Genomic DNA, 15,147 nt, shown 5'->3' on the forward strand with positions numbered 1-15,147 from the left:
ACATCACCCAAGAGGAACTCGACATGCTGCAATCTCAATTCGCCCAAGCCCCACGCCTGGCCCTGGCCGACACCATCATCGATGCCAAGGCGCGCAAGAACCTGTCGTGGCAACAGCTTACCGACGGCACCGGCCTGAGCCTGGCGTTCGTCACCGCCGCCCTGCTCGGCCAGCACGCCTTGCCGGCCGCCGCCGCCGACCTGGTCTGCAGCAAACTCGACCTCGACCAGGACGCCAGCCGCCTGCTGCAAAGCATCCCGTTGCGCGGCAGCATCGCCGGCGGCATCCCCACCGACCCGACCGTGTACCGCTTCTACGAAATGCTCCAGGTCTACGGTTCGACCCTCAAGGCGCTGGTCCACGAGCAGTTTGGCGACGGCATCATCAGCGCCATCAACTTCAAGCTCGACATTAAGAAAGTCGAAGACCCGGAGGGCGGTTCCCGCGCGGTCATCACCCTGGACGGCAAATACCTGCCGACCAAACCGTTCTGACCCGCCGATGCCCGCGCACCGTCGCGGGCTTCTGTAGCCGCTGCCGCAGGCTGCGATCCAGGCCGCAGGACTGGCCCGGGCAACGTGGTGCTTCCGGCAGACCGCGTGTGCAGGTTTGGGGGCTGCTTCGCAGCCCAGCGCAGCCTGCGGCAGCGGCTACGGGTGTTATTTAATTTTTAAATACTGCCGACCACTTTCTGATTTGCCGGCCTTGCGCCGGCCATCGCCTAATCAGCGCCTGAATTGTTCAAGGTCTGGTTATGGAAAACGTTCGTGCGACAACCCGCCCCGCCTTCTGGCTGATGATCAGCGTGATTCTGGTGGCCCTGAACCTGCGGCCGTCGATGGCTGCCGTCGGCCCCTTGCTGTCGGGCATTCGTGGCGATATCGCCCTGAGTTTCAGCGGCGCCGCGCTGCTGACCATGCTGCCGGTCATGACCATGGGCCTGGCGATGTTCTTCGGCGTGCGCATCGGCCAGCGCCTGGGCGAGCACCGCAGCGTGGTGATTTCGCTGCTGGTCATTGGCCTGGCCACCCTGTCGCGGCTGTTCCTCGATTCGGCCGCCGAACTGATCCTCAGCGCCGTGCTCGCCGGCCTGGGCATCGCCCTGATCCAGTCGCTGATGCCGGCGCTGATCAAGTCGCGCTTTGCCGACAACGTCTCGCTGTTCATGGGCCTGTACGTCACTTCGATCATGGGCGGCGCGGCGGTCGCGGCCTCCTTCGCCCCGCTGGTGATGACCCGCACCGGCAGCTGGCGGCTGGGCCTGGCGATCTGGGCGGCGCTGGCGGTACTGGCGCTGCTGTTCTGGTACGCGCAACGAGCGGCCATGCCGCAGTTGCCGGGCACCGCGAGCCACCACGAATCCTTTGCCGGCAACCGCCGCGCCTGGCTGCTGGCAATCTTCTTCGGCCTGGGCACGGCGTCCTACACCTGCGTCCTGGCGTGGCTGGCGCCCTATTACGTGGAACAAGGCTGGAGCGAACAGAACGCCGGCCTGCTGCTGGGGTTTCTCACCGCCATGGAAGTGGTCTCGGGCCTGGTGACGCCGGCCATCGCCAACCGCAGCCAGGACCGCCGCCGGGTGCTGGTGGCACTGCTGGTGCTGATCATCGCCGGCTTCTGCGGGCTGATCCTCAGCCCGGGCCAGCTGAGCCTGCTCTGGCCATGCCTGCTTGGCCTGGGCATCGGCGGGTTGTTTCCCATGAGCCTCATCGTGTCCCTGGACCACCTGGACAATCCGCGCCGTGCCGGCGGCCTGACGGCCTTCGTGCAAGGCATCGGCTACCTGATCGCCGGCCTGTCGCCGCTGCTCGCCGGGGTGATCCGCGACCGCCTGGGCAGTTTCGAATGGGCCTGGTGGTCGCTCGCCGTGGTCATGGCGCTGATGATCCTGATGGTCCTGCGCTTCGATCCGCGACATTACCACCGTCACTTCCAGTGACTCCGGGAACGCTCCGATGAAACCCGTCAGCTTCCTCAACGCCCACTTCGGCATGCTGCTGTGGGCCGTGCTGATCGCCGCCTCGTTCTTCGCCGCGGCCCAGGTCAGCCAGGCCGTCGACCCGCTTTTGCTGACCGGCTTGCGCCTGCTGTTGTCGGCCCTGATGTTCGTGCCGGCGCTGTGGCTCAACGGCGCGTTCCGCATCGACCGCGCCGGGTTGCAGGCGCATGCCGTGCTCGGGTTGTTGCTGGCGGTCTATTTCGCTTCGCTGTTCGAGGCGCTGCGGCATACCTCGGCGGTCAACACCGGCCTGCTGTTCGCCCTGGTGCCGCTGCTGACCTTGCTGTTCGAGGGCCTCCTGCTGAGCGGCGCCCCTGGGAAAAACCGCCTGTTGCCAATGCTGCTGGCGGCTGCCGGGGCCATGCTGCTGACCTTCAGGGGCTCGGGCGCCGATGGCATGCCATCGCTCTACGCCGTCGGCGTGTATGGGGCCGGCTGCCTGGCCATGGCCGGTTATTCGCCGCTGAGCCAACGGCTGCAAGCCAGCCGCCTGAAAAATCGTAGCCCGGCCGCCATGACCTTCTGGAACATGCTGTTCGGCGCGCTGTTCCTGTTCGCCTTCTGCCTGCCGGGCGGTGGCTGGCGCAGCGCCGTGCTGCTCACGCTCAACGACGGCCTGTGGCTGCTGTACCTGGCCTTGTTCGCCACCCTGGCGACCTTCTGGCTGCTGCACCGGGCCATCGGGACGATCGCGCCAGCCACGGTCATTTCCTACATCTACCTGAGCACCCTGTTCATCACCCTCTTCCACTGGTTCGGGCTGGGCCGGCAACCCTTGCCGGTCGAGTTGCTCGGCGCGCTGCTGGTGGGCCTGGGCATGTTCACGCTGATCCGTGGCAGCCGCCGGCCGGCCGCCGCGCTCGGCTGAACGTACCAACCCGAAGGGACAAGCCGCTACGCGCTGCGCCACACTATGCAGGTCGTGTTATCGGAATTAATTGTCCCCTCGCTATCCGTGAAACCCCGCGGCAAGGATTCAATTAGGACGATCGTTCCGTTAGCATCAGGCGAGTTTGCGCGCGACCGGCGCGAGGTGCTTAACGAGACGGAACTGATGCTGAACAGCAATTTGCTTAGAAAACTCGACATGCAGGACCTGATGGTGTTCGTCGCCGTGTACGAGCAAAGCAGCGTGACCGGGGTTTCCGAAACCCTGTGCGTCAGTCAGTCCACCGTCAGTTACTGCCTGAAGAAACTGCGCACCGGCTTCGAGGACGAGCTGTTCATCAACACCCGCACCGGCATGCGTCCGACCTACAAAGCCACCACCATGTACAGCCACGTGCTGAAGATTCTCGAAAGCATCAACCTGTGCCATTCCGGGGCCCCGGCCTTCGACCCGACCCGCCAGGCCGTCACCTTCAATGTCTGCGCGCCGGAATATTTCGAACTGCTGATCCTGCCGCGGCTGCTCAAGGGTTTCGACTTCGCCGACCTGCCGGTGTCGGTCAATGTGCACAAGCTGGAAACCGATATTCCCGCCGAGGAGCTGCGCGACGGCAGCCTGGACCTGGTGATCTGCTTCGGGCCGAACTTTCACCACAAGCACCCCGACCTCAAGTCGCAGATGCTGCTCGAGGACGACCTGGTGTGCGTCTTCGACAAACGCGCGACGCCGCCGCTGGAGCCGCGCTTCAGCCTGCAGTCGTTCGTCGAGCGCCGGCATGTCTACCCCACGCCCTGGACGTCGACCACCAACATGGTCGACGGCTGGCTGGCCCGCCAGGCGCACCGGCGGCAGATCGTCGCGCGTGCCAACAGCTACAGCGCGGCGCTGAAAATGATCACCGGCACCGACTTCATCCTGACCCTGCCGCGGCGCATCCAGGCGCTGCTGGCCAACGAAGCGGTGTTCAGCCATTGCGAAGCGCCCAACGGCCTGCCGGGCTTTACCCTGGACATGCAATGGAGCGCGCACACCGACCACGACAGCGCCAATACCTGGTTTCGCGAGCAGGTGGTCAAGGTCTGCGCGCAGCAGGGCCTATTGTAGGTCCAGGCCCTGGCGCATTCCGGCTCAGTGCCCGATGCTGAGCTTGGCGTAGGAATCGCGGTCGATATCCAGGATCTCCACCGCCAGTTGCAACTCGACTCCGGCCGGCCATTCGCAGAGCTCCTGCAGCACCGCCAGCAGGCTTTGCGAAAGCTGCTTCTTGATTTCCGGCGAACGCCCGCTGAGCAATGACAGTTTCACGTGCACGAACGCCCGCTCGCCGAGGCCGGTGCCGACGCGAAACGTCTCGACCTGCCGCGCGCGGCTCTTGATGTCGTATTCAGCGAACTGCCCGGACGCCACCAGCGCATGGTTGAACCGCAGCAAGGCCTTGTCGGCGTCCAGTTGCGGCAGGTTGGCGGTGTATTCCATATGGAGATGAGGCATGGCGGAGCTCCCTGAGGCGAAGAAAAAAGGCGCTCCATACTACACGCCTCGCAACCGCCGGGGCCCGCCACGAAGGGACAAAAAGCTCACTGCGCCTTGAGCGGTTCCAGCCCGGCCAGGTCGCGGTCGCTCATGAACGCCTCCAGCCGCGAACGCAACCAGCGCTCGGCCGGGTCGTTGTCGACATGGCTGAGCCAGACCATGGACAGGTCCAGGTTCGGGGTCTTGAACGGGAACGGTTCCTGGAACAGTTGCCCCGAGGCGGCCATGGCCGCCGCTGCGTAGTCCGACAGGCTGGCGATCATGTCGGTCCCTGCGAGCAATGCCGGCAGCGCGCTGTACTGCGGCACCGACAACACCACATGGCGCTGGCGGCCGATCTCCGCTAACCAGTCGTCGGCAAAACCACGGACATTGGCCGTGGGCGACACCAGCACATGGGGGCGGGAACAGTATTCGTCGAGAGTCAGCGGCGTGTCACTGGCATCGGCGCGCAATACGCTGGGCCGGATATGCCGCAGCAGCTTGCGCTTGGCATTGGCCGGCAGCCCGCGGGTCTGGCTGATGCCCACGGTGATGTCGCCCGCGGCCAGCAGGTCCGGCACCCGCCAGTAATCGACATGCTGCACCACGAACACCACCTGCGGCGCCTCCTGGCGCAAGGCCCGCAGCAGCGGCGGCAACAGGCCGAACTCGACGTCGTCGGACAGGCCGATGCGAAAAGTCATGGTGCTGCTGGCGGGGTCGAAATCGTGGGTCAGGCTCAGGGCCGAGGACAAGGCGTCCAGCGCCGGCGACAGGTGCTGGATCAACTCCTCGGCGCGGGCGGTCGGCTCCATCCGGTGCCCCACGCGAATGAACAGCGGATCGTTGAAGATCGCTCGCAAGCGATTGAGCGCCGAACTGATGGTCGGCTGGCCGAGAAACAGTTTCTCCGCCGCGCGGGTGACATTGCGCTCGAGCATCAGGGTTTCGAACACCACCATCAGGTTGATATCGGCCTTGCGCAATTCGTTGCGATTCATCCGCGAGTTCTCCATCCCCAGGTCGGAGCCCAGTGTAGAAAGGCTCCGCAATGGCGTCCATCGCAGGTGCGCGCAGCGTCTCGCGTTCAGGGGAAGGTAAAGGTGAACTCCGCCGCGCCGTCGGCATCGCCGACCTTGACCTCGGCATCGCTGCCGGTGCGGATGTAACCGGCCCGCAGGGCAATGCTCGCGCTGTCGCCTGCGCGTTGCATGTCGTAGGGGGTGCCGTCGTACCTGATTCGCTGTCCGTTCAGCTCGTTGAGCATGATGATGCCGAAGCCCTTGGCGCTGCTCGGCGAAACCGTCAGGTTGAGCACCGACGGGTCGGTGTGGCCGGGCACCTTGTCGGTGAAGGTGATCTGCGGCTTGGCATTCAACGCGCACTGGCTCAGCTGGATACGGAACGGCACCGACGACGAGGTGGAGCCCACCTTGGGAAAATTGGTCAGGGAGAAACGCCCGAGCTTCACCGGGATGGTCTTGTACGACTCCACCACACAGGTGTTGGGAACGGTGACCCCGCCTCCGCCGCCCATGTCGATGATCGCCGGGCCCATCAACGAGTAAGGCTTGCGGCAGATGCCGATGGGCATGTTGTCGGTCGGGATGGTCACCTCTGCCCCCAGGCTGGCGACGCCCTTGAGCAGGTCGACCGCATACAGCTTCAGCCCCGCGCTGCCGTCGATCCGGTTGATCACCAGCTCGCCGCTGGGCAACTGGCTGGGAGGAACCGTCAGGATCAGCGACTGCAGGTAGTTGGTCACCATCACCGAGCGCTGGTTCTGTCCGGCACCCGGGTCATAGCGAACCAGCTCCTTTTCCAGCGCGACGGGCCTGGGAGTCTGGGTAATGTCCCGGAGGACACCGTCGGAGGAGCTCACCGCAATCTTGAAACCGATGCCGCTGATGTTGGTGGGGGCGATGGCGTCGGGCAGCGGCGTACCCGCGCTCCAGTACCCGGCGGACACCAGCTCGTGGGTCTTGTTGCCCACAGAACCGCCAAATTTGTAGTTGGTCATCAAGGCCACCGGTCGTTGCCACAGCACGGAGCCTACCGGCGTGTTGCTGGTCAACGGGGTCACTTCCACCCAGGGCCGGCCGTTGCCATTGCTGAACGTGCAATCGATCGCCTGGCTGTCCACCGTGGCGGCCTGCGCCATCGCGCCGCTCAACCCCGCGAGCAAACATGCCAATGCCTGGAGCGGGGCCAGCCGACACCTGCGCCGGGCAGGCCTGAATGCCAATAGGTGGCTCATGGGAGCGTTCTCCGTGTGCTTGAACCCGGCCATTGGCCCGGGCTCGGTTGTGCATGGACGCCCCGCGTCGCGGGTCGTCCTGGAAAGCTGGGATGAATCCTGGAATGGCCGATGCGCCATGCCAGGGCACGGCGCATCGGGAACCGCTGATACCTGAGTATCAGCGGGCATCGCTCAGGGTTATTGAATGACTCCGTAGTTGAGGCCGGCGAGAGGCACCTGGGCGGCTTCACCCAATACCGAGTTGAATCTCATCTCGCCGTAGTTGACGCCCACCAGCCCACCGTAGGTCTGGCCGAAACGAGGGTTGTAATTCATCTTGCCGAGGGCTGCCGATTGACGAACGCTGCCCTTGTTCAGCCCAATCAGGCCGCCGAGCTTCGTGTAATAACCGCCGCTCACCGCGCCCAGGGCCAGGGAGTTGAGGATCTGACCGTGGTTTTGCCCCACCAGCCCACCGACACTGCTGCGCAGATCACCAAAGACCGGCCCCTTGGCGGTAGCGGTCTCGATGTTGGCGCCCAGGGTGCGACCGTTGCTGCCCACCAGGCCGCCGACGAAGCTGTTGCCCCCGGCCCTGACTTCGCCACTGGCTTCGACCGAACTCAGGTCGGCGTCGTTGCTGCCGATCAATCCGCCGACATGGCTGTTGGTACCGGCGATGACCCTGCCGCGGGCGACGACGTGACCGATGGCACCGCCATAGTTGTTGCCCACCAGGCCGCCGGTGTTGCTGTTGGCGCCCGCGGTGACATTGCCCAGTGCTTCGGCGGTGTCGATCTGGCTGTAGTAGCTGCGGCCGACCAGGCCGCCCACATTGGCGCCGCTGTTGTCGGAGACCGCACCGGAAGCCTTGACGTCATTGAGGGTGCTGTTCTGGTTGTAGCCCACCAGGCCCCCTGCCGACGCACTGCCGAAGCCGGTTACCACGCTGCTGGAGCTGGATTGCGTGATCGCGCTGTTGGTGTTGAACCCGACCAGGCCGCCGATGTTGCTGGTGGCGTTGCCGCGTACCGAAGACGAGGAGCTCGCGCGCTCGACGGTACCGTTCTGGTTGTAGCCGATCAGGCCGCCGATATTCAGGCCGCCGTAAGTGCTGGTGATGGTGCCGCTACTCGAGGAGTCGGCGATGTAGCCACCTTTGTTGCTCCCCACCAGCCCGCCGACGCCACCTGCCGAATTGCGCTGCATGTAGCCCGAGATACTGGCCAGGGTCTTGCTGTTGGTGATGCTACCGATGCCGCTCAAACCTGCAATGTTTTCACCGACCAGGCCACCGATCGATGACGTGAAGGCATTGCCCGCAATGTAGGAGGTAGGCCCCAGCGATGCGCGATCGATGGCGCCACCGGCGTTGAGCCCGACCAGGCCGCCCACGACGTTGGTGTTCGCCGCGACGCCGTTGACACGCAGGCCGGTGCCGCTGACGTTGTTCAGGGTGCCAGTGTTCATCCCGACCAAGCCGCCGATGTAGCTGAAGCCGACCCCGGAGGTGGTGCCATTCACGGTCATGTAGGCCAGTTTCAGGTTGCTGATGCTGCCCGTGTTGGCAGCAAACAGGCCGACCGAAGGCCCGGTATTGGTCACGGTGATATTGCTGATGGTGTTACCCAGGCCATCGAAGACCCCGGAGAACGCGCTATTGCCGCCAATGGACTTGAAGGCGCCGGTGCCTCTGATGTTGCTCCCCAGGACGTACAGGCCATTGAGGTTATTGCTGACTGCCTGCAATTGCGTGGCGTTTTGAACGACGCCATATTGCGCACCGTTCGAATCGAATGCCGCGCCCACGCCGGACAGGGTGACCGTTGCGCTCTGCCCCAGGGCATAGCCGTCGCCATGGTTCAGCCCAAGGCTGGCGTTGGCCCCGGTGAGGGCCATGTTGCCGTTGACGCGGAGCGCTTTGTCGGCGTTCATTTCGACCCGGGCATTGGCCCCGGTGGCAGTCAGCCCGCCATTGAGCTCGATATCGCCCTTGGAAGACAGCTTCAGGCGATTGCCGCTCTGCCACGCGACAGGCCCACCCACCACTACGTCGCCGGCGCTGCTGGCCAACTCGATATGGGTCTTGGCCAGGTTGTTCGACAGGGTGTCGGCGTAGGCCGTGTCGCTGCCCGAGGCCGCGGTCGGGTTGACCTTGACCGCGTTCGAAGTGATTTTCCAGTTACCCGTCTGGCCATTGCTGGCGTGGGTATCGACCCGGGTCGCCAGTTGCACTTCGGTATTCGCGCCTTTGGTCTCGATCACGCCACCGTTGCCCAGGGTGCCGACAGCGCTGGCCGTCAGCACTCCGCCCACCTGCACCTTGCCCATGTCGCCACCGTCGAGGGTGATCTTGCCGGCGGTGCCGCGCAGGGTATTGGCCTCGATAGTGCCCTGGTTGTTGACCACGGTCTGCAACATGTCGCCGGCACTCTTGGCGGTCATCAGCACCTGCCCGCCGTCGGCCTTGAGCAGGCCGCCGTTTTTCACCATGGCGTCCACCGCCGCGCCGTCGACTTGCAGGTTGAGCAAGTTATTGCCGTCGAAGTTGACGGTGAACTTGTCGCCCGCGGCCAACGCTACCCGGCCCATTTGCGCCTGGATCACCCCATCGTTGCGAATGCTGGTGCCCAGCAGCGCCACGCTGCCGCCCTGGTTGGCGGTAATGCTGCCGTTGTTGATGATTTCGGCCGGCGAATTGCCCGAGAACTTGTAGTTGCCGGCGTTGAAGTCGGCATCGGTAATGTTGCGGGTCGAAGCCACCAGGCCACCCACGTTGACCTGTGCGCCCTGGCCGAAGACTACGCCGTTGGGGTTGACCAGGAACACTTGGCCGTTGGCATTGATCCGGCCCTGGATGTTACTGGCATTGGTGCCGACCACCCGGTTCAGCGCCACCGAGTCCTTGCCGGGCTGGTTGAAGGTGACCTTCTGGCCGGTAGCGACGCTGAAGTCGTTCCAGTTGGTGACCAGTTTGTTGCTGTGCTGGTTGATCGACATTTCCTGGCCGTTGTTGAAGGTCAGGATATCGCCGGTGCCGGACACCACCTTGCCCCCCGTCGGCAGCGCGAATGCCGACGACATGGCGCCCATTCCCAACAGGCTGACAGCCGCCACGACCATGCCCTTGCGGGCACCTGACTTGCGTCGCCGACGCGCCCCTTCGTGGGCCACGTTCCAGCACGACAGGGCCTGGTTCCAGACCAATGCATACATTTTATTCACGGTAACTCCCTCTTCACTGAAACGCTCTGCAAACCATTTACAGAGCGGCACTACTCCTGCTACGAGCAGGCACTAAAAATATTGCGTCGCGTTGAGCCACAGCCGGGGGCGGCGCTCCGGCTTCTCGTTCTTGCCGTTGTCGTTCAAGGGCCAGGCGAGCGTCAGGTTGAGTTGCTGGGCCGGCCCGCCCCAGGCGGCGCCGATACCGGTCGCCGAAAGGCGGCGGGTGTTGTCTTCGGTGGTCCAGGGGTGGCGGTTGACCTGGACCATGCCGTGGTCGGCGAAGGCGCTGAGCTGCCAGCGCGGGGCCAGGGCGTAGCGCAGCTCGGCGCTGGCCTGCCAGCCCTGGTCGCCGCTGCCGGCGCCCAACGGATAGGCGCGCACGCCGTAGGGACCGCCCAGGCTGAATTGCTCCGAGGCATCGAGGTTGTTGTTCGCCCATTGCCCGCTCAGCCGGGTATAGAGCTGGAAGCGATCGCTCAGGCGCTGCAGGCGCGCAGCGTTGACATTGAGCCGCGCAAAGCCACCCGAAGTGCCCGCGGTGCGCGCATCCTGGAAGGCTTCGTCGCGGTCGCCGAGGCGCAGCCGACCGCTGCCCAAGGACAGGTCGAAGAAGTTCTGGCCAGCGCCGAGCAACCGATCCTGGCTATTGCCGCTGAGGCTCAGGGTCCACAGGTCGATCTGTTTGCGACTGCTGAGCTGGAACAGGTCCTTGTCGTCGCGCAGTCGCTTGTCTTCGTATTGCAGTTGCAGGGTGAGGTCGAAGGTCCGGCTGCGCACCAGCGGCTGGGCAACGAAGAGGCTGCGGAAGCTGGCGGTGCCGTGGTAGTCGAGCACCTTGAAATCGCGGCCCACGCGGTAGCTCATTTGCGAATACGCACCGCCGATGCGGGTCGACCAGGGACCGACCGGCACCTGGTAGGCCGCCCGGTAATAACGCTGCGACTCGTCGCTGCGCATCGCCCGCAGGCTGAGCTGGTCGCCAATGCGCAACGGGTTGTTGAGGTTGAGGCTGCCACCCAGGCGGTATTCGCCGGTGTAATAGCCACCGAAGTTGTCCGCCTCCAGGGTGCCGTTCAGCAGCGGCCCGGGCGCGGTGTCGATCACCAGGTCGGTGGTCCCGTACTCCTGGCCAGGGCGCAAGGTGCCTCGGGCCTGCACCCCGGGCAGGTCGCTCAACAGCAAGAGGCTGCGCTCCAGGTCGGCGTCGTATACCGCCTCGCCGCTGTTCAACGCCGACAGCGGTGCCCGCACCACCTGGTCCAGGGCACGCGAGCGGTTCTGCACTTCGATGCGCCCGTAGCGCCCCTCGACTACGGCGATCCGCACCAAGCCGTTTTCAATGTCCTGGGGCGGCAGGAAAGCCCGGGCCAAGACATAACCCTGCTTCTGGTAGTAATCGGTAATGCGCTGCGCGGCAGCGCGCAAACCGGCCAGGTCCAGCTCCTGGCCTTGCAGGTCGGCCAGCAGCGGCTGCAAACGCTCGGTGGCGAAAACCCGGTTGCCCTCGAGGGCAAACGCCTGGACCTGCACGCGAATCCCCGAGGTGTCCGGGGCCGCTGGCGCGACCGGTGCGTCGGGCTTGGGCAGGTTCAGTTCGAGCTCCGTCGGCGCCGGCTGAACCGGTTGGACCGACTCGATGTCGCGCATCGCCTGGCCGGCGCTCGGCACCTGCAACGCCAGGGCGACATCGGGCATTGCCAGCGGCAACAGCGCCGCCAGGGCAAAGCAGCAACCCGGCAGCCCCAGGCTGATGCCCACCGCTTGCGCACCGTCAGGCGCCGGGTCCTGGCCGCCTAGCGACGCCCGTGTCCCGACGCTGCCTGTCGCCAAATTAGTCTTGTAAGCGCGCACTTCCACTCAGCGTCTCCCCGCTGTCTATCGCAACCTGGTAATGAACGACCGTCGCCTGGGCGGCGGCCCCTTTTGCCGCGGGCAGGGCGATACGCGTCGTGCCCAAAGGCTCGAGCACGATTCCTTGCCAACGGATTGATTGAGCCCCGCTGCCCAGCTCGAGCTGCGGGATGGATATGTAATAAGGCGCCTGGCTGGTGGCCTGCAGCGCCACCTGGCCATCCGCGCCGGGGGCCTTGTCGAGGCGCCAGGTCACCTGGCGGATCGCCTCGTCAGCCTTGCCGGCAAGGCCCGCCGGGCGATACAGCAACTTCATGCGCATGCGATAGGCCAGGCGCAGCACATTGCTGTCGGTGCTGGTCAGCGGTGGCACTTCGAGGAAGTTGATCCAGAACACCGACTCGCGATCGCCGGGCAGTAGTTCGCCGGTGTAACGCACCATCAGGGCGCTGCGCTGATGGGGTTCCAGCCGGGAAAGCGGTGGCGAAAGCACGAAAGGCACCGCCAGCCGGCTCGGGTCGGCATGGGTGTCGCCCCGGTCCAGCCAGGCTTGCAGGAGGATGGGCTGTTCGCCGCTGTTGCCGACCCTGACCGTCACCCCCGGGGCATTGGCCGGGTAGATAAAACGCGTGCCGGTGATCGACAGGGCCGCCTGCGCGCCGGTACAGAGCGACGCCAGCAGCAGGGCCGATATCAGGCGCCGGGCCAGGAGCGACAGGCCGCGCAAATCGCGTATCCGCTGCATCAGTTGCGCCCTGCCTGGCCCGTCGCCCTGGCGGCGCCGGGAAGCACCGAGCGGCAAGGCAGGTCGAGCACTTCATAGCCCTGGGCCCGAGCCGGGTCGCGCTTGGGCAGGCGATAGTCGATCAGGCATTGCTGGCCAGGCTCGTCGCCCCATTCGACACGGATCGTGCCGTGGTCCTTTTCGCTGCGCAGCACCAGGCGGCTGCCCTGGCCGACCGCGCCCATTTCCACACCGCTCTGGGCATCGCTCGCGCTGGCGGCAAACGGCAGCAGCGCGCCATTGGGTTGCAGGCTGTTGATCAGCAATGAGCGCGCCTTGCGGGTCGGGTAAGACAGCATCACCACGGCGCCCGCCACCGGTGCGGTATTACGCGAACTGACCTGCAGCTCGACGTCGTCGGGCATGCCCTGCGGGTCGATATCCACGGTGTTGAGCTGGAACGGCGTCAGGCTGGGCACCACCGCATAGCCGCTGCCATTCACCCGTGCACCGCTGTAGCCGACGCTGGCCCCCTGGGCATGAGGGGCGTAGACCAGGCCGCTGGTCTCGCTCAGGGTCTGGGCGAATGTCAGGCCGCCGGGGTGCAGGATCATGCCGCCGGAAGCGCCGATGGACGCCTGGCGGTAATCGCTGCCCTGGGAATAGCTGGAGTTGAGGGACACCTCGGGCAGGAAATAATTGAGGCTGGCGTTGCGAGTGGTTTCGCGCTGTTGCTCATCGTGGGAAAGGGCGACGGAATAGGACGCCTTGCCCGCTTCGTCCAAGGTGCCGGAGACGCCGCTGGTCAGGTGGCTGCCCGTTTGCCGATCATGGCTGAAATAGCTGTTGAGCACCGTCGCGCCACGCGTCTCGCGGCCCAGCGGAATGCTGAGGGTGAAGCTAAAGACCGTATTGTTGTTATCCGCCGCGCGCCGGGAATCGCCATTGCCCTGCATCCGCTGAACCGCGAAGGAATAGCTGGTGCCACGCCACTGGTCGCTGTAGCCCATGGCAAAGTTCAATGCCTGGCTCTTCTGGTTCCAGTACTTGAGCGAAGACCCCGTGGCATAGAGATGCCCGCCCGTGGCGCTGAGCCGCTGGCTGATGTTCACGTCCAGCCTGTCGCGCACCCGGGCGAACGACTCCACCCGTTCGCCGCTGTCGACGAAATCCTGCAACGCCACCGCGTCATGCAAGCCCAGGTAACCGCTGGTCGAATAGCGGTACGCCAGCAACGAGAAGTTGGTGCCGCTATCGGGCAGGTTCTTGCTGTAGGAAAGGCGCAGGCTCGAGCCCTGCAGGCTGCCGCCGTTGGGCACATCGGTTCGGGCCTGGGTCAGGTCGACGGCAAAACCACCCACGGCGGTATTGATCGCGCTCCCCATCAGCGCCGACATATAGCTGCCGGTGACAGAGCTGCCGACGTAACCGGTGATGTCGTTACCCAGGCCGCGCTGGGCGGTGCCCTGCAACACATACTGGTTATCGCCGCTGAGCCCGGGATCGATGATCTGGCCGGCGGTGAAGCTGTAGCGGGAGTTGCCCGGGCGCAGCAACTGGACGGTGGTGGCAAAGGGCACGGTAAAGCTGCTGCTCTTTCCGTTGGCCTCGGTCACGGTGACGCTCAGGTCGCCGCCGAAACTGGCGGCCTGCAGGTCGCTGATCTCGAACGGCCCCGGCGCAACCGAGGTTTCGGAAATCAGATAGCCGCGCTGATAAACCGACACCTTGGCGTTCGAACTGGCGCTACCGCGCACCACCGGCGCGTAGAAACGCTCGGTGTCAGGCAGCATCCGGTCATCGCTGCTCAGCTGTACCCCGCGAAACGATACCGAGTCGAACAGGTCGGCATCGGTGACGCTCTCGCCCATCAGCAGTTGCGAACGCCAGGCCGGCAGTTCGGTCTGCGCATAGACCTGCCCGCGCTGATATTGGCCGCCCGCTTGCGGCGACCAGGTCAGGGTGCCGTTGTGCCGCAAGCGCACCGAGCCAACGTTGAGCCCCATGTTCAGGCCGGCATAGCCGTTGGTCATGGTGCGGCCGCTGTTCTGCACGCTGAACAGGTTGGTGTTGTAGTTGAGCAACCCGGCGGAGACGCCATGATCCCAGTTCGCCGGATCGACATAGGTTTTCGACAGGTTCTTCTGCAGGAAATATTGCGGAACCGAAAGATCGATCGTCTGCGCCTTGAGGTCGATTTTTGTCGTGACGCCAGGAATGTAGCGAGCCAGATCGGCGCAATAGAGGCCTTCGGGCATAGGTTCGGAGCCTGGCTGCGCAGCCGCCGCTTTTTCCAGATCGATACCGGCACGGACCAGCAGCGAACGCTCATAACAAGGCCGGCCCCCATGCGGCCCACCCGTATCGCGAAACTCGATGTTCTGCGTGGCACGCCACTGGCCGCTGACCAGCAGGTCGATGCGGTAATGACCCGGAATCAGAAAACCCTGGCGCTCGAAACGACGGGTATCGATGGGCGCGCCTTCGGTCTGAAACAACATCTGCGAATCGAACACCACACCCTGCCCTGCGGGCTCGGCAGCAGAAGTTTGACCCCATGTTCCAGTCGCCATAAAAAGAGCCGCCGTAGAAACAAGACAATAAAAAAAACGACCTGAATTCAAACCGTACGAAACTAACGCACAAGCAAAAACAACCAGAGAACTACGCTGGACGTTCAACATATTCGGTACCGGCATGCA

Annotated in this window: 11 protein-coding genes; 4 read left to right on the forward strand and 7 right to left on the reverse strand. The window is 64.7% G+C overall.

All coding sequences use genetic code 11. The annotated features are described in order from the left end of the window. Positions 1 to 23: 23 nt before the first annotated feature. From cynS to BLV20_RS06640, 4 genes are all read left to right on the forward strand, one after another. Entirely contained in the window at positions 24 to 494 is a 471-nt protein-coding gene (gene cynS, locus BLV20_RS06625; RefSeq protein WP_092298724.1) for a cyanase, read from the forward strand. A 260-nt stretch (positions 495 to 754) separates the two neighbouring features. After that, positions 755 to 1,939: a cyanate transporter gene (locus tag BLV20_RS06630; RefSeq protein WP_092298727.1), complete on the forward strand. Its 1,185-nt coding sequence runs from the start codon at positions 755 to 757 to the stop codon at positions 1,937 to 1,939. A 16-nt stretch (positions 1,940 to 1,955) separates the two neighbouring features. Next, positions 1,956 to 2,867, forward strand: a complete 912-nt coding sequence (locus BLV20_RS06635) for a DMT family transporter (protein ID WP_092298730.1) — start codon at positions 1,956 to 1,958, stop codon at positions 2,865 to 2,867. 186 nt (positions 2,868 to 3,053) lie between these two features. Then, a complete protein-coding gene (locus BLV20_RS06640) occupies positions 3,054 to 3,992 on the forward strand; it encodes a LysR family transcriptional regulator (protein ID WP_092298733.1) in 939 nt (312 codons plus the stop codon). A 24-nt stretch (positions 3,993 to 4,016) separates the two neighbouring features. On the opposite strand, the gene BLV20_RS06645 is transcribed toward BLV20_RS06640, so the two are convergent. From BLV20_RS06645 to BLV20_RS06675, 7 genes are all read right to left on the reverse strand, one after another. Further along, positions 4,017 to 4,379 (reverse strand): 5-carboxymethyl-2-hydroxymuconate Delta-isomerase, encoded by a 363-nt coding sequence (locus tag BLV20_RS06645; protein ID WP_092298736.1) that lies wholly within the window; start codon positions 4,377 to 4,379, stop codon positions 4,017 to 4,019. A gap of 86 nt (positions 4,380 to 4,465) precedes the next feature. Beyond that, complete coding sequence (locus BLV20_RS06650; RefSeq protein WP_092298739.1) at positions 4,466 to 5,404, reverse strand: LysR substrate-binding domain-containing protein; 939 nt, start codon at positions 5,402 to 5,404, stop codon at positions 4,466 to 4,468. An 86-nt stretch (positions 5,405 to 5,490) separates the two neighbouring features. Then, on the reverse strand, positions 5,491 to 6,564 hold the full coding sequence (locus BLV20_RS06655) for a fimbrial protein (RefSeq protein ID WP_256577678.1): 1,074 nt from the start codon (positions 6,562 to 6,564) through the stop codon (positions 5,491 to 5,493). A gap of 276 nt (positions 6,565 to 6,840) precedes the next feature. Next, on the reverse strand, positions 6,841 to 9,867 hold the full coding sequence (locus tag BLV20_RS06660) for a two-partner secretion domain-containing protein (protein ID WP_092298745.1): 3,027 nt from the start codon (positions 9,865 to 9,867) through the stop codon (positions 6,841 to 6,843). Positions 9,868 to 9,939: 72 nt separating this feature from the next. After that, on the reverse strand, positions 9,940 to 11,565 hold the full coding sequence (locus tag BLV20_RS06665) for a ShlB/FhaC/HecB family hemolysin secretion/activation protein (RefSeq protein ID WP_175540155.1): 1,626 nt from the start codon (positions 11,563 to 11,565) through the stop codon (positions 9,940 to 9,942). Between the two features lie 136 nt (positions 11,566 to 11,701). Further along, positions 11,702 to 12,466, reverse strand: coding sequence for a fimbrial biogenesis chaperone (locus BLV20_RS06670; RefSeq protein ID WP_092298748.1), 765 nt, complete (start codon positions 12,464 to 12,466; stop codon positions 11,702 to 11,704). After that, positions 12,466 to 15,018, reverse strand: a complete 2,553-nt coding sequence (locus tag BLV20_RS06675; protein ID WP_092298751.1) for a fimbria/pilus outer membrane usher protein — start codon at positions 15,016 to 15,018, stop codon at positions 12,466 to 12,468. The genes BLV20_RS06670 and BLV20_RS06675 overlap by 1 nt, the downstream gene beginning before the upstream one ends. Positions 15,019 to 15,147 lie beyond the last annotated feature (129 nt).

Origin of the sequence: Pseudomonas sp. NFIX28 (genome assembly GCF_900107395.1) — a bacterium.
Classification (GTDB): domain Bacteria; phylum Pseudomonadota; class Gammaproteobacteria; order Pseudomonadales; family Pseudomonadaceae; genus Aquipseudomonas.